We start from the raw sequence: 20,834 nt of genomic DNA, 5'->3' as shown, positions 1-20,834 counted from the left end.
ACAGATTAGAGGTTTAGAAAAGTGACGATTTGTTGTGGGTAACGTTCAAAATCAACAAAGCTATGATCCCCGCCCTCTTCTACTGTCTGTGTCGCACCTTGGTACTTCTCTACCGCTTGTCGGTAATCCAGAACTTCGTCTTCCGTTTGCTGAAGTAACCAGAAGTCACTCGGCTTAGCGATAGCCGGAACCTCTAACGCCTTCAGTTCATCGATATGCTTTGTTTCCAGTACATATCGTTCATCTGTGTATGGGTTTACTTGCTCACCCAAATAATCAGCCAGAAGCTCATACGGCTTCACGGCTGGGTTTACAACCACCGCCTTGAAACCATAATGACTATTTAACCATGTTGAAAGATAACCACCCAACGAACTACCGACTAACGCGATCTGATATTGATCTTTATATTGCTCCACCAGCTGCTGCAAATGAAGTGCAGCTTGTTGAGGGAAGCTCGGCAGTTGAGGGGTAACGACTTTAATATCAGTACGATGCTCAGCACAGTAATCCGCCATCACATTCGCTTTGTGGGAACGTGACGAACTGTTAAAACCGTGAATATAGAGCAGCAATGATGGCTTACCGACTTGCTTATTAGAATCAGACATTAGTATCCTTCTGCAGCAAAATCAGGAAGGAATTGCCCATGAGGTAAACGGCGAACTTCTGTCGTAACCGTGCCATCTTGGTGCAATTCAATCTCTCGCCAGCCTGGAGATAATGTATCAACAGCAAAGTCGTTCGAGTTTGGTTTGAATTGAACACAAGTCGATGGGGTTGCCATGACTTGTACACCATGATGATTGCGATTCATATCTTGATGAACGTGACCACAAAGTACCGCTTTCACATTGGTGTGCTGTTGAACCACATCCCAAAACTGCTCAGCATCTTTCAGGTTATGTTGATCAAGCCACGCACTACCGACCAGTAAAGGATGATGATGCAGCAAAACCAAGGTGTGGCGCTCAGGGAATTCAGTCAGCTTTTGTTCTAGTAGGTCAAGCTGTTGATCACTAAGGCGCCCGTGAGGTACACCCACCACTTGCGAGTCCAGCATGACCATCTGCCAGTTATCGCCTAGCAGAACATGGTCAACACATTGAATTTGTGGCGATGGTAATACACTGCCCATATTAGGTTTGAAGTCGTGATTCCCTGGCAACCAGTAACATGGTTTTGCCAAAGGTTCAATTCCCGACTCAAACTTTTGATACGACTCAGCACTGTGGTCCTGCGAAATATCGCCGGTAGCTAAGATCGCTTGATAGTCAAAGTTGTGGCTAACAATGCCATCGACTACAGCACGAAAGCTATCTTGAGTGTTGATGCTTAATAAGCTGCCATTGCTCGGCGCAAATAAATGCGTATCCGTTAGCTGCACAAGCTTAATACTGCTCTCATCAAATTTTGAAGTGTGTGATAATTCCAAAATAACAAATCCAGATACGTTACTGTTTAGACTTTAAAAGTGTTGTTTAAGTAGGTTCAATTAAAAGGTAATTGGGGTTCGGCTTATACCCGTTTTTAAACAAAACGTTAACCATTCCCCAAGAAATTTATTCAATTGAAATTTCTCGTCCTTTTGCAAAAGCTTAGTGTTGGGGTAGTCATATTTCGCTTTAACTCGCGAAAAATCCCCGCTAGCGCACACTTCTGCAACTCGAGCGTCGTGATATAGCCTGACAGACATTTTTGGCAAAGGAAACACTGGCATCGCGTCACTCTGACATATATCTATTAAAGTGGTGTATTTTGTGACCTCATTCACTGTCAATTGATACACCATATTAACGGCTTGGTAACAGCGAACGTCACCAACCTCATGCCCAACCGGTAACAGAGCGTTAAGTTTGGCATAGTTAGTCTCGTAAACTCGCATCAATTCAGCAAGATCAACATGATACGGTTTTTTGACTGCTATATTTGGCATGACGTTAATCTATCCACTCTGACTGTAATTCTTGGTAGTTCAATTGTAGCCACTGTAGCGCAATGATCGTGGCGCCATTTTCAAACATACCGTCTTTTACCAACTGATAAGCCGCTCCACGACTCATCACTTGCACACGAATGTCTTCACCTTCGTAGTCCAATCCGTGTACCCCTTTGGCTGTCGTTGCATCAACACAGCCAACAAAGACATCGAGCTTTTCTGAGCAACCGCCAGATGAAGGGTAATACGAAGTAATCGGCAATACAGATCCGACTTCGACTCCAGCTTCTTCCATTGCTTCACGACGAGCGACATCTTGTGGTGATTCATCGGTATCAGTGATCCCAGCAACAATTTCGTATTGCCATGGGTTCTCATGCTGTAAGGCACCTACACGGATCTGTTCGACGATCACGACTTCGTCACGCACAGGATCATAAGGTAGCAAAGCGGCAGCATGTCCACGCTCAAACATCTCTCGTTCTATTGGTTGGCTCCAGCCTCCCTCAAACAACCTATGCTTGAATGTATATTTAACCATTTTGAAAAAACCACGAAACAGCGTCTCTTTTGAGACTATTTCCACATCTTGCGGAGTAAACTCATGTCGTTGATTGTCATACTGTTGCATTTGGCACCTCACTAAGTGATCGTTACAGTTTACTCATTGTCCGAGTTAACTACCAAGGATTAGGTTCAACTTTTTATATAAATTTTATAATTAAAGTTAAGTTTTAAGAAAAAAATATTGCACAGGTGGACAGTTAAATGTAAAAAAGTGCAAAGTTTCGAGTAAATTACCACCAAATTGGGTTAAACTCTTTTAAAGAAAATTCCATTAAAGGCAGGAATAGGAAAATGAAAAAACTGCTTCCACTATTTATCAGTGCAGCAATTGGCAGCCTGAGTTCGTCAGCTTTTGCTGATACGCTAGCTGAAGTTTACGACCAAGCAAAACAAAACGATCCACAACTTCTTCGTTCAGCAGCGCAGCGCGATGCCGCTTTTGAAGCAGTAACGTCAAGCCGTAGCTCTTTGTTACCGCAAATTAATCTAACAGCAAACTACGATATCAACCGTGGTGACCGCAATGATAATAGCAATGACAACAACCAATGGGGGGTTGGCATTGGATTTAGCCAAGAGCTATACCAACGCTCTTCATGGATCACACTAGACACGGCAGAGAAAACGGCTCGTCAATCTGATTCAGCGTATGCGGCAGAGCAACAAGCTTTGATCCTTCGTGTTGCGACAGCATACTTCGAAGTACTTCGAGCTCAGGATAATCTAGAGTTTGTTCGTGCAGAAAAAGCCGCGGTGGCTCGTCAACTAGAGCAAACCAAGCAACGTTTTGAAGTAGGTCTTTCAGCAATCACTGATGTACATGATGCGCAAGCTCAGTACGATGGCGTATTGGCTGACGAAGTTTTAGCAGAGAATACTCTGATTAATAACTACGAAGGTCTACGTGAGATTACAGGTCAAGAACACTCTAACCTAAGCATCCTAGATACTGATCGTTTCTCGGCAAGCAAGTCTTCTGAATCTGCATCTGCACTTGTTGAACAAGCAGAGCAAAAGAACCTGAGCCTTCTAGCATCGCGTATTTCTCAAGACATCGCTAAAGACAACATCTCTCTAGCAAGCTCTGGTCACCTGCCAAGCCTAACGTTAGATGGCAACTATGGCCTTGCAGAACAAACTAACAGCTCAAACAGCGCTCTAGATTACGATGCTGATAACCTGAACATTGGTTTGAACTTAGTTGTACCTCTGTACACGGGTGGTAACACAACTTCTTTGACTAAACAGGCTGAATACAACTACGTTGCAGCAAGTGAAGATCTAGAAGCAACTTACCGTAGCGTTGTAAAAGACGTACGTGCATTCAACAACAACATCACAGCTTCGATCGGTGCTCTACGCGCTTACGAACAATCTGTGGTTTCAGCTCAGTCTGCTCTAGAAGCAACAGAAGCTGGTTTTGATGTGGGTACTCGTACTATCGTTGACGTACTAGATTCGACTCGTCGTCTATACGATGCGAACAAAAACCTTTCAGATGCTCGTTACAACTACATCCTAAGTGTGCTTCAGCTTCGTCAAGCGGTTGGTACACTAAGCGAGCAAGACATCGTTGATGTAAACGCAGGTCTAAAAGTAGCAAGCAAGTAATTATGAAATCCTAATTAAAGACTCTAATCAGAGTCTTTAATAAAGTGATTAGATTGCAGTTATATAAATGCCGCTCATTGAGCGGCATTTTTATTATCTATCAAAAGCTAGATTTACAATCTGACTATACGCTTGAAGCTAAAGGTTTGAGGCTAGGAGGCTAAGGGTTAACCTCGGCCACCTTTAATCGCTTTGATGATTTCAGTCGTTGAGCAACCATCTTCAAAGTTAAGCACTGTCACTTCGCCACCAGCCGCAATCACTTCCGCACCGCCAGCAATATCTTCAGGTTTGTAATCACCACCTTTTACCAAAATGCTTGGCAATACTTCAGAGATCAAACGTTGAGGCGTATCTTCAGAAAACGGAACAACCCAATCAACCGCACCTAAGCCAGCCAATACCGCCATACGACGATCGGTTGGGTTCACTGGGCGACCAGGGCCTTTCAAACGTTTCACTGAATCATCCGTATTGACGGCAACGATCAAACGATCGCCTAGCTCAGCCGCGTGGTTCATGTAGGAAACATGGCCGGCATGCAGAATATCAAAGCAGCCATTAGTCATAACCACTTTCTCGCCTTTCGCACGAGCTCGCTTAACCGCTTCAACTAGGGCTGCTTCAGAGATCACACCGTAGTCTGTGTCTTGGCTACCATGAATCGCTTCCGCTAGCTCTATAGTAGATAACGTTGACGTACCTAGCTTACCAACAACGACACCAGCTGCAGCGTTCGCTAATGCACACGCCTCATCCAATGGCTTACCAGCAGCAACAGACGCAGCCAATACTGAGATAACAGTATCGCCAGCACCAGTAACGTCATACACTTCTTTCGCTTGAGTAGGCAAGTGGAATGGCTCCAAACCTTTGCGAAGCAAAGTCATACCATGTTCGCTACGCGTTACCAACAAAGCCTCGAAATCAAACTCTTCGATTAACGCGAGTCCTTTTTCGATCATTTCTTCTTCAGATTTTACTTTGCCCGCAACCAGCTCGAACTCAGCCATATTTGGCGTAAGCAAAGTTGCACCGCGGTAGCGTTCCAAATCAGCGCCTTTAGGGTCAATGAATACCGGAACCTTTGCTGCGCGTGCTTTTTGGATAAAGCTCTGGACGTGCTCAAGTGCACCTTTAGCGTAATCAGATAGGATCACCGAACGTACATTAGGAAGCGCTTGCTCCATGCGAGACAAAATAAGATCGGGATCCGTGTTCTCAAATTTGTCTTCAAAATCAAGGCGGATTAGCTGTTGTCCTCGACTCATCACTCGTAATTTAGTGATGGTTGGATAGTCTTCTAACTCAACGAAATCACATTTAACTTTTAGTGCACCTAGGGTGTTTTTTAACACCTCAGCAGGCTCATCTTTTCCAGTCAAACCAACGATATGAGCATGCCCACCAAGAGAGGCAATATTCATTGCTACGTTGGCAGCACCACCAGGACGCTCTTCGTTATTTTCTACTTTCACAACGGGTACAGGTGCTTCTGGTGAAATACGGCCAGTTGGGCCATACCAGTAACGGTCAAGCATTACGTCACCAACAACAAGAACGCCTGATTGGCTGTAGTCAGGTAGAATTGGTTTCATTATGGATCTCCAAAAATCGAATCTGGTTAGAGTCTAGCACACTGATTACAGAGGCTAAACCATAGAAAATTAGCAAACGCTTACCGTAATAGACACGGTGTCATGCAAGTAATAACTAGGGTTAAACTTCTATCCATTGCTTCCATGCTTGAACAACATGCTCTCTTTCCATTTCAAATTTATCAATCGCTACGTCTGCATCTAGATTGAGTAAGTTTCGGCGATGAATTTCATCGCGCAGTGTCGTATACGCATTGGTTAATACAACGCCTTGTTGCTCACCCATAATCCCTTGCGACAACAAGCTTTCAAAGATTCGTACATTGTCGCACCAGCGAGTGAGCTTAGGTTTTTCGTTGCTGTATCTCAAGACTAAGTATTGAGCTAAGAACTCGATATCAGTAATACCACCCGCATCCTGTTTAAGCATAAATCGGTCAGATTTTTTTCCGCCTAAATGCCCGCGCATCTTTTCACGCATATCCACAACAGACTTTTTAAGCGTTGCTTCATCGCGCGGTAAGCACAACACCTCGTGGCGCGTTTTGTTAAACGCAGACGCCAATAGTTCATCGCCATAGATCATACGAGCGCGAGTCAGAGCTTGATGCTCCCATGTCCAAGCGTCTTGGTGCTGATACTCATCAAACGCATCTGTAGGGCTAACCAACAGGCCAGACGCACCTGAAGGACGTAAACGAGTGTCGACCTCATACAAAATTCCGGAAGCGGTTCTTGTCGAAAAAATATGGATGATGCGCTGTGCCAATCTTAGATAAAACTGGCGTCCATCAATCTCTTTCTTACCATCAGTATAGATGTGTACCGGACAGTCGTGCATGAAGACAATATCAAGGTCTGAGTTATAGCCCAGCTCCCAACCGCCGACCTTGCCATAGCCGATAACCGAAAAACCGCGCCCTTCTCGGTCTTTTACATGAGTGGGCTCACCGAACTTAGCTGACACTTGCAGCCACGCTTGGTTAACACCCGCCTCAACAATAGCTTCCGCTAAATAGGTAAGGTGATCACTGACCTTCATGACAGGTAAAGCGCCCGCAATATCTGCGGCAGCAATTCTCAGAATACAAGTCTGCTTAAACTGACGCAGACCTTCCATCTGTTGCTCCATATCATCTTCAGGAATACGAGCAAGATAATCACGTAACTCTGTCTTATACGACTCTAATGGTACAGGATTATAGAGTTGCTGAGGGTCGATAAGTTCATCTAAAAGAATAGGATAACGGCCAAGCTGTTCCGAGATCATCGGGCTGGCTGTACATAAACGAACTAACTGAGTCAGAGCAGCAGGATGTTCATCAAGTAGCTCTAGATAGGTGGTTCGAGTCACTATCTTTTGCAGTAAATGCAATACGCGTGACAAGCCAAACTCGGCATCTTTGGCGGTATATAATGCTTGGAATACTTTAGGCATCAAACGATTGAGCACTTCACGTCCACGTGGACCAAGTGTCTTTTTAGCCAAGTCAGCTTTAAACTGGATAATCGTTTTTGCTGCTTCAGTAGGGCTAGCGATTGCAATATCGTGTTCTAACACTTGCTCAATCAGATCTGGTTTGTGGGCCATATCCCACAGTTCACTAAAGTGACTCGCAATTGGGTTCGCGTCTTCTTCATCAACCCCAATCAAGTCTTCAAATACGGTGTGTACATTCGCCATGTGTACACGGATCGTGTCAATCAAACCACCCCAATCAGAAAATTGCATCGCTATCGCTAGCTGTAATTGCTCTTGATCATTGTCAGGCAAGGTTTGGGTCTGCTTGTCGCCCATAGCTTGCAATAGGTTTTCAAGACGGCGTAGAAACAGATAGGCATCACGTAAATGGCCTACCTCTTCACTCTCAAGCAAATTCAGATCGTCAATAGCACTTAGCGTTTCAAGTAGACCTCGTCCACGAAGGCTTGGCTCACGGCCGCCCCTGATCAGCTGAAAGACTTGAGCAATAAACTCCACTTCGCGGATGCCACCAGAACCCAGTTTGATGTTGTTCGATAAGCCACGACGACGAACCTCACTGCCAATCATCGACTTCATGCGTCTTAACGATTGAATAGCACTGAAGTCGATATAACGACGAAACACAAATGGACGGAGCATCTGGCGAAGTTCTTGGTACTGAGGATACATTTCACAGCCCATAACTCGCGCCTTAACCATCGCGTAGCGTTCCCAGTCACGGCCTTGCTCTTGGTAATAATCTTCCAGCGCAGCATAGCTCATCACCAATGGGCCGCTTTCACCGAATGGACGTAGGCGCATGTCGACGCGATAACAGAACCCATCAAAGGTTTGTTGATCGAGCGCTTTGATAATACGTTGCCCTAAGCGAGTGAAGAACTGTGCATTGGCAATACTTCGTCGCGCACCTTGTGTTTCACCATTTTCAGGGTAGGTAAAAATCAAGTCGATATCCGAAGAGAAGTTAAGCTCTCCGCCACCGAGCTTGCCCATGCCAATGATCAACATAGGTTGCGCTTCGCCTTGCTCATTGCAAGGAGTGCCCCACTCTTTACAACAAATATCGTATTGCCATTGATAAGTCTCGAAGATCATCGCTTCAGCCAACATAGAGAGATGACTTAAGCTCTGTTCAAGCTCCCAAGAGCCCATAAAGTCACGCCATGCAATATAGGTCATCTCTCGGTTACGGAATTGACGCAGCACTCGTTGGCCGCTCATTTCGTCAGTGCAATCTGAAAGCAGCTCAGCCAATCGTCGACGATACCCTTCTGCACGCTCCTCACATTCCAACATATCCGGTAGAGTCGTCGATAAGATCGTGTCACGTTGTAAGCAATCACCGATAAAGCAGCTTAATCCTAAGACATGTTTAAGGTCTTCAATTAGCGGCTCAGACCACGCATTAATGGCTTCACTTTGGTGCTCTAATAATTGCTCAAAAGCTGACTGCGAATGAGTGACGAGTTGAGAAGGCAATGGCATGTTTCTTCCTTGTATAAGCTGCGCGCGAACAATCAATTTGTTGGGTCAGTTTTTCAATAACGAGTTTTCATAACTAATACCAATCACAGCAAGTAAGTGTTCAGAGATAGCGTAGGAAAAAAGCTTGAGAACAAGGCTGCTCTTTTCAATAAATAGTTTCGATAAGTAGTTATTCTACATTCAAAAATTCTAACGCTGTTATCGAGATTTTTAACAAGCTAGGGTGACCAGTTATTTACTACGATTGGTACAAGATAAGTTATACCAAAGTTACGCCAATAAAAAACGCCCACATCAGTAATGTGGGCGTTTTATCGGTTAACTTATCGAGTTAGACCTTTCTCTCTAGAAAACAGGCACTAACAATAGGGATTGAGAAATTAAGGCTACACCTTGAATTGCTTAATCTTACCGTCCAGTTCTTGCGCGTTGCTTTCCATAAGCTGAGAGGTCTCTAGAAGCTCACCGACCACCATAACTGAAGCTTCAACAAGCTCACGAACATTGGTCAGGTTAACACTCATCTCTTCCGCAACACTGCTCTGCTGGCCTGCAGCTGTCGCAATCTGGAAGTTCATGTCATTGATTTGGTTCACTTGGCTCACGATGCCATCAAGTTCAGAGCCAGCATTGGTCACTAGATCTACACCTTCAGCCGCTTCAACAACACTCTTTTCCATTAGCTCTACCGCAGAGTTAGCGCTGCTTTGTAGATGGCTGATCATATCTTGAATTTCGACGGTTGCTTGCTGAGTACGCTGTGCAAGGTTACGAACCTCATCAGCAACCACGGCAAAACCACGACCGGCTTCACCCGCACGCGCCGCTTCGATCGCTGCGTTTAGTGCCAATAAGTTGGTTTGTTCTGAAATACCTTGGATGGTGCCTACAACGCTACCGATTGAATCAACGCGCTCTTCGACTTGGTTTACCGCTGCTGCAGAGGCCGCGATGTCTGAAGATAGCTCACTCATCTTAGAAACAGAACCTTGAACGAACTTCTGACCCGTCAATGCTTGGCCTGATGCTTGTTCAGTCAATGAAGAAGCACTTTGTGCGTACTCAGCTACAGTTTGTACGGTAGAACTCATTTCACTCATAGCTGTCGCTAACTGATCGATCTCATTGAACTCTTCTTGAGCCGAGTCTTTGGTTTCTGACATGCTGATTGTCATCACTTCCGTCAGAGCAAACAGCTCATCTGAAGACGCAATCTGAGCTTTAACCATGTCATGCAACTGAACTCGTGTTTTCTCTAGTTCACGAGCTACATCGCCGTATTCATCTTTACAATCCATATGAATTGGCACTGACAGGTTCTTGTCTGCCATAGTTTTGATTGCATCATTTAGGTATTGAGTTTGGCGCAACATAACGCGCGCCGCGGCTAATAGAAGAACCACAAACACAATGATCATCAAGGCTGTTTGCCAAGCCACTTGAACTAGGTAAGTCTCGTAATGCTGCTGTGCAACTTGAGCATTGTTCGTTACTGCAAGTAATGAATCGTAAAACGTGCTCGCGTCCCATAGCTGCTTCGAAATGATCAAGATAGTGCTGAATATCATCAGCATGACCATTTTTGGAACGAGACGAACGTCAGAGATTACCCTTTCCCACGCCTTGAATGACAGTTTAGTCATTGTCAGTTCTCCATTAACTCTTATATATTGATGACTTCTATATCCGCGAGATGGCTACTTCAGTCAAAGTTCGCGATTTATTTTGAGCCTCGTATGAATGTTAAATAGTATCAAAGACACAACCAAGCCGATGAGCTTATTATCACTGATTCTCTCTTTCTTAGCGTTATGTGTGATCTCAGGCTTATTGTTTGCACCGATTGATAAAGAATCGAAACAAGTCCTTATCGGCCTCGATTTTATAATCTGTAGTGTTTTTCTTTTTCAGCTCACAATTGATCTATTCAGATCACAAAACAAGAAAGATTACCTAAAAGTACACTGGATCGATTTCTTAGCAAGCATCCCGATGGTCGAACCGCTTCGTTTCGCTCGCATTTTTCAGATCTTGCGGGTAATTCTTGTTCTGCGCTCGGGTAAACGTGTTTTCAGAGAACTATTTCGAAATCGAAAAGAGACCACTCTCGCTTCGATCATTCTGCTGTTGGTCATTCTCTTAACCATAGGTGCCGGAACAATACTTCTGTTAGAGCACAAGGACCCTAATGCCAACATTACCACTGGCCAAGATGCTTTATGGTGGGCTTTCGTTACCATTAGTACTGTGGGATACGGTGACCATTACCCAGTAACGAGTTCAGGAAAATTAGTGGCGTCTCTGGTGATTGTTTGCGGTGTGGGTGTTTTTGGTATGATTTCGGGCTTGATTACCTCTTTAATCACCTCTCCTACTCATCATGAGAATCTACGGGCTGAAAACAAAGAGAAGCATCTTGAAAAGATCATAGAGCAGCAACAGAAAATCCTCGAACGACTAGAGAAGCTCGAGCAACAAACAAAAAAATAGGGCCGAGGCCCTATTTAAAAATTCATACTTATCTTGATACAGGTATGGAGTCTAGTCTTGCCAGTATGGCTCAACTTCGACACTGATTTGGCGCGTCTGCTCCATCGCATGCAGGATAGACACCTCTTGACGAGCCAACCAACGCTCTAGCTGAACCTTCTCATCGCCTTCTAACTTTTCAGTCAAAGGCTCTAATGTTTTCAGTGCTAGTAGGTCATCAATGCCTTGTACCATATCCGCCCATGGCAAGCGGAAACTGTTGCGCTCATCGTCATCATACAAACTCGCGAAACCGACGCCAGAATATAGATTACGCATCAAACGGTATTGCTGATCAATATACGCTTGGCTGGTCATAACTCGCTCTGGCGGGAAAGCTTCCATCAGGTCTGCCCATGTACGATCGAGTTGCTGCACCGAAAACCATTCGATACCACGCCCCATTTGCTCACGCGCTTTCTCATCTAAGAATGGTTGCCAGCCACGAGACAAGATCCAACGGCTTAGGTCTAGCAACAAACCGGTATAACGAGCAGAGCTCAACAAGGTAAGCAGGTCTTCACGATCAGGAAGTTGTTCTTGCATCTCTTTCAGCTCAGCCACTAAGAACTTGCGCGCATCAAGTTTACGCAGCACGTGGCCTTTATCTTCCAGAAAATCTTCGAAGTGGTCATAGCTTTTCAGCCAATCGAGCTCTTGCTCAAGCCACTTTAATTCCTGACGTAAAATAGCACTCGCGCGTCTTGGAACGATGCCACCATAAATAGTGAAGGTTTGACGGATAAAGCTTAGCGAGTGACTGATCTCATGCAGCGCTTCGATTGATTGGCGCTCAGTGAAAATCTGTTCGTGATAATGCCAATGAGCGAGAGCATGCTCTAAAGATTGAATGAAACACGATTCAACAGTATCCGTTTTGCCAGTATCAACTAATGTTAAAGGAGTCACTTCATCTCCTTGATAACCTTGAGCAAGACGATAACCTTTAGCCGCTTTGCTAAGATTGCCTAAACGCATGCCACCTTGCTCGCAGAATTGACGAGACAAAGTAAACAGAGCATCGGTTTGACCTGATTTAAGTTCTAATTCGACTTCGCAAATGGGCTCTTGTAGGCCACCTGACTCGACAAAACCTTGGTCAAATGCCACTTCAACTTGGCTGCCATCAGGCATACCCACCAGCCACTGTTCACGAGTGAAATTGGTAGAGAACAAAGGCGTCAGCTCTGCTTGTAAGGTTTCGATGTCCTTACCTGTTGGCCAAATATCCTCAGGGTGTAAGGATAACTTAGGCTCATTGCTGTGGTGTTCTGCGTTGTATTCTGGTCTTTGATGCAGGCCAGCAACCACGCGACCTGCGGTCTTAACGGTTTGTACAAATACGTCATCAAAACGTCGAATACGCAAGCCTGTATCGTGCTTGCGTAGCCAGTTGTCAGGGGTGTCAAAGTAGATGTTACCTAGCTCACGACAACTGTGCTGAAGTACTTTAGTTTCAGCAATTTTATTGCGTAAAGTCTCTGAAAAATCAGGAGAAACAAAAAACTTCAGTTCTATCTCGGTTTCCATAGTTATACCTTTCTGTGAAGATAGGGACAGGATATTGCCAATTTGAAAAGTCAGCAAGTCAGAAATATCGCCCTTATGATGATCTAAAACAGTTTTAATGAGACATTGATTAGGTTAACATGCGCGACTTTGTAGCCATCGCTTAACATTTCACCATGAATATGGTGTATGTTGTTTTAAGGTTATTATTTATTAGGTTGGATGACCATGCCAGTAAATACAATTATGGGGTTATTTGCAAAGTCCCCAATTAAACCTTTGCAGCGTCACGTAGTATGCGTGAACGAATGTTGTTCTCACCTAGTTAATTTCTTTGAAGTTTCTTCAAAAGGTGACTGGGAGAAAGCATCTGAAATTCGAGCTCAAATTTCTCACCTTGAGAAAGAAGCTGACGTACTAAAACGTGAAATTCGCCTTAAACTTCCTCGCGGTTTGTTTATGCCAGTTGATCGCACCGACATGTTGGAGCTTTTAACTCAACAAGACAAACTAGCAAACCTAGCGAAAGACATTGCTGGCCGTGTATATGGTCGTCAACTTGTCATTCCTGCTCCAATGCAACAGAACTTCATCGCTTACGTTAAACGTTGTCTAGATGCAGCGAACCAAGCACAAAACGTAATCAATGAATTAGACGAATTGCTTGAAACGGGCTTTAAGGGCCGTGAAGTAACACTCGTTGCTGAAATGATTCATCAATTAGATGTAATTGAAGATGACACGGATGCGATGCAGATCGAACTACGCCAACAGCTTATGGCGATAGAAGAAGGTCTGAATCCAGTTGACATCATGTTCTTGTACAAGATTCTTGAATGGGTTGGTGGTATTGCAGATCAAGCACAGCGTGTCGGCGCTCGTCTTGAAGTAATGCTTTCTCGATCTTAAATCATACGTTAACCATATAACGAAGAGCACTTTTTAACCAAACCACTTATGCGCTGAGTATTTCTCTCGCTGAGCGGTTTTTTGCGTCTAAATTTGTTCCGCTTGTTATCAAACAACTAGGTATTACGATGGATATCCTTGCTAACTACGGCACTGTCCTGATTATTGTTGCAGCAGCTTTCGGTTTCTTGATGGCTATTGGTATTGGTGCAAATGACGTTGCGAATGCAATGGGCACTTCAGTAGGCTCTAAAGCTCTAACCGTAAAACAAGCGATCATTATCGCAATGATCTTTGAATTCGCAGGTGCTTACCTTGCGGGCGGCGAAGTAACAGACACGATCCGTAAAGGTGTTATCGAAACATCTCTATTCGCTCATCAACCTGATGTACTTGTGTACGGCATGATGTCTGCACTACTAGCTGCTGGTACATGGTTGCTTCTAGCATCATACATGGGCTGGCCAGTATCAACGACTCACTCAATCATCGGTGCAATCATCGGTTTCGCTTGTGTGTCTGTAGGTACAGAAGCAGTCGACTGGAACAGCGTTCAAGGTATTGTGGGTAGTTGGATTGTCACACCGTTGATTTCCGGCATCTTCGCCTATCTCATTTTTGTAAGTGCCCAACGATTGATATTCGATACAGAAAATCCGTTGTTTAACGCTAAGTGCTTTGTGCCTGTGTACATGTTCATTACTACCATGGTCATTGCACTTGTAACGATCAAGAAAGGTCTTAAACACGTTGGTCTTCACCTAAGCGGTACTGAAGCATGGTTATGGGCAGCAGGTGTTTCTGCTCTAGTCATGATTGGCGGTTACTTATACATTCAGAAGAAGTTTGCTAATCGCGAAGAAGACCATGGCTTTGCAGGCGTTGAAGGTATCTTCAGCGTACTTATGGTTATCACAGCTTGTGCAATGGCATTCGCACACGGTTCAAACGACGTAGCTAACGCGATTGGTCCATTGTCTGCTGTTGTTTCAACGGTTGAACACATGGGTGAAATCTCTGGTAAGAGCACTATCGCATGGTGGATTCTTCCACTAGGTGGTCTTGGTATCGTTGTTGGTCTTGCTACCATGGGTCATAAAGTAATGGCGACTGTGGGTACTGGTATTACAGAACTAACACCTAGCCGTGGTTTCGCAGCTCAACTTGCAACTGCATGTACCGTTGTTCTTGCTTCAGGTACTGGCCTTCCAATCTCAACCACACAAACATTGGTTGGTGCGGTATTGGGTGTTGGCTTTGCTCGTGGTATCGCAGCTCTAAACCTAGGTGTTGTGCGTAACATCGTTGCTTCTTGGATTGTAACGCTACCTGCAGGTGCTCTACTTGCTGTTGTGTTCTTCTACGCAATTCAGGCTATGTTCACCATGTAATAGCCCTGACGTTAGTAAATATTAGCGTCAGAAAACGGTGAGCTTCGGTAACGATATGTAAATACCATCTCATTATTGACTCAAACGCACAGAAAGGGAGGCTTTGCCTCCCTTCTTTGTTGCACCGCATAAAGAAACTAAATATTATTTGCTCATTGAGGCTGACTCATACGCCTACCCAATTTGAATCGTTAAGGGATTTACTGTGAAAAAACTGATTAGCTTAGTTTTGCTCGCAATGCTTGCGGCTCCAGCTGCCTTTGCACAAGACCGTTATATTGCTGACAAACTATTTGCTTATATGCATTCCGGCCCAAACAACACATTCCGTATCATCGGTAGTGTTGATGCTGGTGAAAAGATTACTTACCTACAAACTAACAAGAGCACGGGGTACACCCAGATTCAAGACAACCGTGGCCGTAAAGGTTGGGTTGAAAGCAAGTTTGTAAGCACACAAGAAAGCATGGCCTTGCGTATGCCTAAGTTAGAGAAAGAACTGACTGACGTAAAAGGCAAACTTGCAAATGCTCGCCAAAGTGCAGACAGCGAGAAAGCTGGCCTAGCGAGCTCTCTAGACTCTCGTAACAAGCAAATTGCTGAACTTGAGCAAAACTACAGCGAGATTAGCCAACAGCTAACGAGCTCTCAAACAGAGAACCGTGAGCTACGCGCTAAGCTAGACACACAAAAAGATGATCTACTACTGAAGTACTTCATGTACGGTGGTGGTGTTGCTGGTATTGGTCTACTTCTTGGCCTTATCCTTCCGCACATTATGCCTCGTCGTAGAAAGTCACCAAACGGCTGGTCGTAAGCTGATCGCTTTTCCTGTTTGGCTTGTCTTGCGCTAAACAGAGTAAATTCAGTATCGAATATCAAAAAGGAGCACCGAGGTGCTCCTTTTTATTTGTCTTGGTTTCATATTCAAGTCGCGGCGCTAATCCCTATTAATTAGCCTTTCCACTCGTATAGAGCTGGGATTTCTATCTTCTGCTGATTGAACTCAATAATCACCGACTGTGATTTAATCTCTAGCAATTGAATGCCTTGTTCAATCCAATCCCCTTGTGCCACTTCATGACCATTCACTTTGATCCAACGTTTCGCTTCACTACTCGAGTACATATGAGTTTGTAGGTCTAACTTTGGTAGCACCCCAGACAAACTACTTCCATGATACTCTAACTCAATGACCGGAGATTCCATGCTTCGAGCGGGTCTAGAATCCATTGGCTCAGGTGTGCTTTGTTGGTCACCCATAATCGATTCAAGCTTCAATGCTAAATCAGGTGGTAACTCACTGAGGTCTAGCCCTTGCAGTAAATCACTGTCCGAATGCAACTCATTGCTGCGCTCAGGTGAGCTTGACTGTGGCGATGAAGGTTCGAAGCTCTCTGTACTTGGCTCAGAATTTAACTCTGGATTTGGCTCAGAAACATCAGTTCGTGCAAACATGACGTTCGAGTCATGCATATCAGCGGCATTGTTGATATTCACTTGGGCGTACACCTCTTTGCGCGGCAATACTTTTAATTCGTTATGTGTAGGTGCTGTACGAATCAAAAATAGCGACTCATCTTGTGTAACTGCCACTGTTTCATTCGTTACTGGCGCCTTTGAAGCGGTCGCTTTATCTTCAGACTTAAGAGGCATTGTCTCCGTCGACTGGCTGAGCGCTTGAGCAGAGGAAGTATAAGACTGATAAGCCAGCGTACCACCGACTAACAAAGAAGGGACTAATAGTAGAAGAAGCCCCATAGCGAGCGATGAACCTTTCTTTTTACTGATCGCCACAGCAGAATTAGGGACATGATGGCTTTGATAGCCTCTAAGCTCAGATTGTTTGAGCTCTTGCATAATACGCGACATTAGCTGGCTCCTCCATCGAGTGACATCAGCTTAGGTGAATCCAGTTGAGCTAACCTTTGTAATCTTGCCAGTGTACGCTTACCCGCAATGCCGTCCACAGACATCCCCTGCCAAGTTTGAAAGGCTTCGACTTTCATTTTCAATTCATTATCAAACACATCATTTCCTGAAACGACTTCACCTAACACTTCCGACAACAGTAAATCCAATAATGTTACGGCTTCGCCTTGATAACCCTCTTTTAGGGTTTCTCTCAGTGGTTGTTTCCAAATCGCGACATAATCGCCTTGCCACACTTGTTCTAACGAGCGTTTAGGCATCACCAGCAACTTCTCGTTAATGAGGAGTTCAACCGAGTCGTCAGACTCCCCATAAAGCACGGCGAATACCGGCTCTTGATCGAGTTCAAGATTGAGAACCACAGGCATCCCAAGCTCCAACAAATCCATTAGGTTGGACTGTTGTTGCTCACACACGAACACGCTTTGAGGTTCACTTAAACACAAACCATCACGCAAAGAAGACTGATATCCCCATAAGGTATAGAGATCTTTAATCGCAAGAGAACGGTTAGTCCCTTGCATTAAATGCTGTTGAATATCTTGTGGTAGTGCAAACTTTGAAGGCTTCGGCTCTGCTGCTAAGTTAGCCTCTGCCGCTAACTTAGACGTATCTTCCACCAATAAGCGCTGTGCATGTGCCAACACTTCGGTTTTAGCTTCGTTTGAAGTGTTAGTCGATAGCCATGCGTCTATGTATGACGGGGCAAAGTTAAAAGTAGTCAAGGCCAAGCCAATGCTTAACGTCGCTAAACCGGCATATTTGAGTAGTTTTGACGCGACGGTAACTGCGTGCTGTTTTTCAACATGATAGACATCAGCCTGAAAGGCCATGATCTGCTGGCAAGATCGGTTAACCGTCTCAGTCGAGGGCGTTTTCTCTCCATCATGAAAAGCTAGCTGCAGTGCTTTATCACACACCAAATTGATAAGTCTTGGGATACCATGAGTATATTGAGCGATCAGCTTGATAGAACGATTCGAAAATAGCATCTGCTCACCACCCGACGTTTCCAAACGAAACGCGATGTACTTGCCTGTCTCTTCAGTATTAAGAGGCAGTAAGTGGTAACGACCCGTAATACGCTGTGCAAGCTGACGTAGCTGAGTGGTCTGTAGATGCTGCTGCAATTCCGGTTGACCAACCAACAGTACTTTTAACAGCTTACGACTGTCTGTTTCTAGATTGGTTAAAAGGCGTAGCTGTTCCAACACATCGGCTGCGAGATGTTGAGCCTCGTCAATCACCAGTAAGGTTTGAATGCCTTCAGCGTGGCTATCCAACAGGAAATAATGAATCGCTTGGCTGAGCTGTTTTAGCGATGCTCGTTCAGGGTACTCGACCTCGAACTCATCACAAATAGCTTCCAGTAAATCCGTATTGGAAAACGTAGGGTTAAGTATAAGGCCAGCTTGAGTCTGATTATCGAGTGATGACAACATCGCTTTGGCGACCGTTGTTTTTCCTGTACCCACTTCACCGGTAAGCATCGCAAAGCCCCCACCTTCGCCTAAACCGGCTTGTAGGTTCTGCATCGCTTCTTGGTGACGCTGACTCAAAAACAAATAGCGAGAATTTGGTACAATCGAAAATGGCATCTCAACGAAGCCAAAATATTCCTTATACATGTGCTGCCCTATAATTACGATTAATGGAAAGTACCATTGCTCGCAGTAAAGTCCAGCAGTGATAAAACATTTCGAGGTGATAAGTTGCAAATATACGATAGCCTACCAAAAGAGCGTGGGCTACAGCGCTACCTAGTCGGTGGAGCGGTACGCGATAAGCTGCTCAATATTGATAGCTATGATAGAGATTGGGTCGTGGTAGGAAGTACCCCTCAAGAAATGGAAAGCCTTGGCTTTACTGCTGTCGGGAAAGATTTCCCTGTATTTTTACACCCAAAAACCAAAGAAGAGCACGCACTGGCTCGCACTGAGAGAAAATCAGGCTCTGGTTACACAGGCTTCGAATGTTACTTCGCTCCGGATGTCAGTCTAGAAGAAGATCTAATGCGCCGCGATCTGACGATCAACGCCATCGCTCAGGATGATAAAGGTGAGCTCTGCGATCCTTATCATGGTCAGCAAGATCTTGATGACCGCATTCTAAGGCACGTCTCGGACGCTTTTATTGAAGATCCTCTTCGTGTACTCCGCGTTGCTCGCTTCGCCGCCAAACTTCATCATCTCAATTTTACCATTGCTCCTGAAACCATGGTGATGATGAGTGAGATCGTTCAATCTGGTGAACTGGCACATCTTACGGCGGAGCGTGTTTGGCAAGAGTGGCACAAGTCTCTTAGTACGCCACACCCTGAGGTGTTCCTTTCCATTTTAAGAGAATGTGGCGCATTAGCGGTCGTTTTACCTGAGATTGACGCTCTATTTGGCGTACCTCAACCTGAAAAGTGGCACCCAGAAATCGACACGGGTATTCACACTCTGATGGTTGCTCAGCAAGCTGCGCTATTAAGCTCATCGTTACCAGTACGCTTTGCCGCTCAAGTGCATGACTTGGGTAAAGGCGTCACACCACAAGCCGAATGGCCAAGCCACAAAATGCATTGTCATACTGGCTTGAAGATCATTAAGAAGCTATGTGAAAAAGTAAGAGTGCCTAATGAATTCAGAGATCTCGCCCTGTTAGTGTGTGAGCAACACTCAAATATCCATCGCGCTGGCGAGCTCAAGCCCACTACTTTCCTCAAGGTTTTGAACAAGTTTGATGTTTGGCGTAAACCAGACAGGCTCAACGACATCTTGCTTTGCTGCCAAGCCGATCATGCTGGCCGTAAAGGATTAGAAGATCAGCCTTACCCTCAGAAAGCGCGTTTTGAAGTCGCTTACCAAGCAGCGCTTCAAGTCGAAGTCAAAGCGATCATTGCCGATGGTTTTCAAGGTAAAGATATTCGAGAAGAACAAGAGAAACGTAGAGCTGCCGCGATTGAGAGCGCGTTATCAGAACTCGCAACTCATTGATTTGATCTTCACAATGCTGATTACCACGCATTAAAAAACCCGCGACTAAGCGGGTTTTTCGTTTCAACTTGTAGGGTGCTGCATAAGCGCTTGTTACTGCATCATCAAGAAAGCAAATAGACCAAAACCTAGAATCAGGCGGTAGATAACAAACGGTGTCATGCCCATACGCGAGATAAGCTTCAAGAAGAAGTGAATACAGATATAAGCACTAATGAAAGACACCGCAACACCAGTCAGCAAAGTGCCGACATGGATTGGGTCACCACTGGTCACTAACTTAAGACCCAAGTAACCACCCGCCAAGGTGATGATTGGGATAGACATCAAGAAAGAGAATCGAGCTGCCGCTTCACGTGTAAAACCAAGATACAGTGCCGCGGTAATGGTTGCACCAGAACGAGACGTGCCAGGGATGATCGCCATTGCTTGAGCAAGACCGATAAACAGCGCCTTTTTCCAACCCGCTTGGTATTCGTCATCACGCAGGCTTGAGTTCTTATCCACCCACCATAGCAACAGACCAAAAATAATCGTTGTCGTCGCAATTACCCACGCACTGCGCAAATAAAGCTCAACAATATCTTTCATCAACAAACCAAAGATACACGCTGGAATCGTCGCGAGAATGATCATCCACGCAAGCTTCGCTTCTTTACTGCGATCACCCTTAAACACGGAACCAAAGAATGCGCTCAAAAGAGAGACCACTTCTTTGCGGAAATAGATAACGACTGCGGCCAGAGTACCAACGTGGACAGCCACATCAAAGGCTAAGCCTTGATCTTCCCAACCTAATACAGCAGAAGGAAGGATTAAATGTGCAGAACTGGAAATAGGTAAAAACTCAGTAAAGCCTTGCACCAACGCCAACATAAACGCTTCAAAATAACTCAT

Annotated in this window: 17 protein-coding genes; 6 read left to right on the top strand and 11 right to left on the bottom strand. The window is 44.9% G+C overall.

Translation table 11 applies throughout. The features are described from left to right. Nucleotides 1-5: 5 nt before the first annotated feature. The 4 genes from yqiA to nudF are packed head-to-tail and all read right to left on the bottom strand — an operon-like array spanning nucleotide 6 to nucleotide 2,570. A complete protein-coding gene (yqiA, locus tag ACMAZD_RS02855; protein WP_435248494.1) occupies nucleotides 6-611 on the bottom strand; it encodes an esterase YqiA in 606 nt (201 codons plus the stop codon). After that, nucleotides 611-1,435, bottom strand: a complete 825-nt coding sequence (gene cpdA / locus ACMAZD_RS02850) for a 3',5'-cyclic-AMP phosphodiesterase (RefSeq protein ID WP_435248493.1) — start codon at nucleotides 1,433-1,435, stop codon at nucleotides 611-613. The genes yqiA and cpdA overlap by 1 nt, the downstream gene beginning before the upstream one ends. A gap of 60 nt (nucleotides 1,436-1,495) precedes the next feature. Beyond that, nucleotides 1,496-1,936: a DUF1249 family protein gene (locus ACMAZD_RS02845; protein WP_004736016.1), complete on the bottom strand. Its 441-nt coding sequence runs from the start codon at nucleotides 1,934-1,936 to the stop codon at nucleotides 1,496-1,498. A gap of 4 nt (nucleotides 1,937-1,940) precedes the next feature. Next, nucleotides 1,941-2,570, bottom strand: coding sequence for an ADP-ribose diphosphatase (gene nudF, locus ACMAZD_RS02840; protein ID WP_435248492.1), 630 nt, complete (start codon nucleotides 2,568-2,570; stop codon nucleotides 1,941-1,943). Between the two features lie 227 nt (nucleotides 2,571-2,797). On the opposite strand from nudF, the gene tolC reads away from it, so the two are divergent. Then, the gene (gene tolC, locus ACMAZD_RS02835) at nucleotides 2,798-4,117 is read left to right on the top strand and encodes an outer membrane channel protein TolC (RefSeq protein WP_435248491.1); all 1,320 of its coding nucleotides are present in this window, start codon (nucleotides 2,798-2,800) and stop codon (nucleotides 4,115-4,117) included. Between the two features lie 167 nt (nucleotides 4,118-4,284). Here tolC and hldE read toward each other — a convergent pair whose 3' ends face one another. The 3 genes from hldE to ACMAZD_RS02820 form a co-directional block, all read right to left on the bottom strand. After that, the gene (hldE, locus tag ACMAZD_RS02830; RefSeq protein ID WP_435248490.1) at nucleotides 4,285-5,715 is read right to left on the bottom strand and encodes a bifunctional D-glycero-beta-D-manno-heptose-7-phosphate kinase/D-glycero-beta-D-manno-heptose 1-phosphate adenylyltransferase HldE; all 1,431 of its coding nucleotides are present in this window, start codon (nucleotides 5,713-5,715) and stop codon (nucleotides 4,285-4,287) included. 121 nt (nucleotides 5,716-5,836) lie between these two features. Continuing rightward, nucleotides 5,837-8,686 (bottom strand): bifunctional [glutamate--ammonia ligase]-adenylyl-L-tyrosine phosphorylase/[glutamate--ammonia-ligase] adenylyltransferase, encoded by a 2,850-nt coding sequence (glnE, locus tag ACMAZD_RS02825; protein ID WP_435248489.1) that lies wholly within the window; start codon nucleotides 8,684-8,686, stop codon nucleotides 5,837-5,839. A gap of 386 nt (nucleotides 8,687-9,072) precedes the next feature. Beyond that, on the bottom strand, nucleotides 9,073-10,329 hold the full coding sequence (locus tag ACMAZD_RS02820) for a methyl-accepting chemotaxis protein (RefSeq protein ID WP_435248488.1): 1,257 nt from the start codon (nucleotides 10,327-10,329) through the stop codon (nucleotides 9,073-9,075). Between the two features lie 97 nt (nucleotides 10,330-10,426). Here ACMAZD_RS02820 and ACMAZD_RS02815 point away from each other — a divergent pair, with 97 nt between their 5' ends. Then, the gene (locus ACMAZD_RS02815; protein WP_435248487.1) at nucleotides 10,427-11,176 is read left to right on the top strand and encodes an ion transporter; all 750 of its coding nucleotides are present in this window, start codon (nucleotides 10,427-10,429) and stop codon (nucleotides 11,174-11,176) included. A 51-nt stretch (nucleotides 11,177-11,227) separates the two neighbouring features. Here ACMAZD_RS02815 and ACMAZD_RS02810 read toward each other — a convergent pair whose 3' ends face one another. Next, entirely contained in the window at nucleotides 11,228-12,745 is a 1,518-nt protein-coding gene (locus ACMAZD_RS02810) for a CYTH domain-containing protein (RefSeq protein ID WP_435248486.1), read from the bottom strand. A gap of 207 nt (nucleotides 12,746-12,952) precedes the next feature. Between ACMAZD_RS02810 and ACMAZD_RS02805 the strand changes: the two genes are divergently transcribed. From ACMAZD_RS02805 to ACMAZD_RS02795, 3 genes are all read left to right on the top strand, one after another. Then, nucleotides 12,953-13,633: a TIGR00153 family protein gene (locus tag ACMAZD_RS02805; RefSeq protein WP_192889926.1), complete on the top strand. Its 681-nt coding sequence runs from the start codon at nucleotides 12,953-12,955 to the stop codon at nucleotides 13,631-13,633. A 128-nt stretch (nucleotides 13,634-13,761) separates the two neighbouring features. Continuing rightward, complete coding sequence (locus tag ACMAZD_RS02800; protein WP_435248485.1) at nucleotides 13,762-15,024, top strand: inorganic phosphate transporter; 1,263 nt, start codon at nucleotides 13,762-13,764, stop codon at nucleotides 15,022-15,024. Nucleotides 15,025-15,229: 205 nt separating this feature from the next. Then, on the top strand, nucleotides 15,230-15,841 hold the full coding sequence (locus ACMAZD_RS02795) for a TIGR04211 family SH3 domain-containing protein (protein ID WP_435248484.1): 612 nt from the start codon (nucleotides 15,230-15,232) through the stop codon (nucleotides 15,839-15,841). A 137-nt stretch (nucleotides 15,842-15,978) separates the two neighbouring features. On the opposite strand, the gene ACMAZD_RS02790 is transcribed toward ACMAZD_RS02795, so the two are convergent. Continuing rightward, nucleotides 15,979-16,896, bottom strand: a complete 918-nt coding sequence (locus ACMAZD_RS02790; protein WP_435248483.1) for a general secretion pathway protein GspB — start codon at nucleotides 16,894-16,896, stop codon at nucleotides 15,979-15,981. Beyond that, nucleotides 16,896-18,584 carry an AAA family ATPase gene (locus ACMAZD_RS02785; protein ID WP_435248482.1) on the bottom strand — a complete coding sequence of 563 codons (1,689 nt, stop codon included), beginning with the start codon at nucleotides 18,582-18,584 and terminating at the stop codon, nucleotides 16,896-16,898. Before ACMAZD_RS02785 ends, ACMAZD_RS02790 begins: the two co-directional genes overlap by 1 nt. Before the next feature lie 36 nt (nucleotides 18,585-18,620). On the opposite strand from ACMAZD_RS02785, the gene ACMAZD_RS02780 reads away from it, so the two are divergent. Then, the gene (locus ACMAZD_RS02780) at nucleotides 18,621-19,937 is read left to right on the top strand and encodes a multifunctional CCA addition/repair protein (RefSeq protein ID WP_435248481.1); all 1,317 of its coding nucleotides are present in this window, start codon (nucleotides 18,621-18,623) and stop codon (nucleotides 19,935-19,937) included. A gap of 93 nt (nucleotides 19,938-20,030) precedes the next feature. On the opposite strand, the gene ACMAZD_RS02775 is transcribed toward ACMAZD_RS02780, so the two are convergent. Beyond that, nucleotides 20,031-20,834: an undecaprenyl-diphosphate phosphatase gene (locus ACMAZD_RS02775; protein ID WP_435248480.1), complete on the bottom strand. Its 804-nt coding sequence runs from the start codon at nucleotides 20,832-20,834 to the stop codon at nucleotides 20,031-20,033.

The sequence above is a fragment of the Vibrio sp. nBUS_14 genome, assembly GCF_051201655.1.
Classification (GTDB): domain Bacteria; phylum Pseudomonadota; class Gammaproteobacteria; order Enterobacterales; family Vibrionaceae; genus Vibrio.
Note: the sequence above shows the minus strand (reverse complement) of the source record. Positions and strands in the feature narration are given on the sequence as shown.

Coding starts and splice junctions, on each gene's coding strand:
- yqiA (WP_435248494.1), bottom strand. CDS start 611: ATGTCTGATTCTAATAAGCAAGTCGGTAAGCCATCATTGCTGCTCTAT.
- ACMAZD_RS02845 (WP_004736016.1), bottom strand. CDS start 1,936: ATGCCAAATATAGCAGTCAAAAAACCGTATCATGTTGATCTTGCTGAA.
- nudF (WP_435248492.1), bottom strand. CDS start 2,570: ATGCAACAGTATGACAATCAACGACATGAGTTTACTCCGCAAGATGTG.
- tolC (WP_435248491.1), top strand. CDS start 2,798: ATGAAAAAACTGCTTCCACTATTTATCAGTGCAGCAATTGGCAGCCTG.
- hldE (WP_435248490.1), bottom strand. CDS start 5,715: ATGAAACCAATTCTACCTGACTACAGCCAATCAGGCGTTCTTGTTGTT.
- glnE (WP_435248489.1), bottom strand. CDS start 8,686: ATGCCATTGCCTTCTCAACTCGTCACTCATTCGCAGTCAGCTTTTGAG.
- ACMAZD_RS02820 (WP_435248488.1), bottom strand. CDS start 10,329: ATGACTAAACTGTCATTCAAGGCGTGGGAAAGGGTAATCTCTGACGTT.
- ACMAZD_RS02815 (WP_435248487.1), top strand. CDS start 10,427: ATGTTAAATAGTATCAAAGACACAACCAAGCCGATGAGCTTATTATCA.
- ACMAZD_RS02810 (WP_435248486.1), bottom strand. CDS start 12,745: ATGGAAACCGAGATAGAACTGAAGTTTTTTGTTTCTCCTGATTTTTCA.
- ACMAZD_RS02805 (WP_192889926.1), top strand. CDS start 12,953: ATGCCAGTAAATACAATTATGGGGTTATTTGCAAAGTCCCCAATTAAA.
- ACMAZD_RS02800 (WP_435248485.1), top strand. CDS start 13,762: ATGGATATCCTTGCTAACTACGGCACTGTCCTGATTATTGTTGCAGCA.
- ACMAZD_RS02790 (WP_435248483.1), bottom strand. CDS start 16,896: ATGTCGCGTATTATGCAAGAGCTCAAACAATCTGAGCTTAGAGGCTAT.
- ACMAZD_RS02785 (WP_435248482.1), bottom strand. CDS start 18,584: ATGTATAAGGAATATTTTGGCTTCGTTGAGATGCCATTTTCGATTGTA.
- ACMAZD_RS02775 (WP_435248480.1), bottom strand. CDS start 20,834: ATGAGTTATTTTGAAGCGTTTATGTTGGCGTTGGTGCAAGGCTTTACT.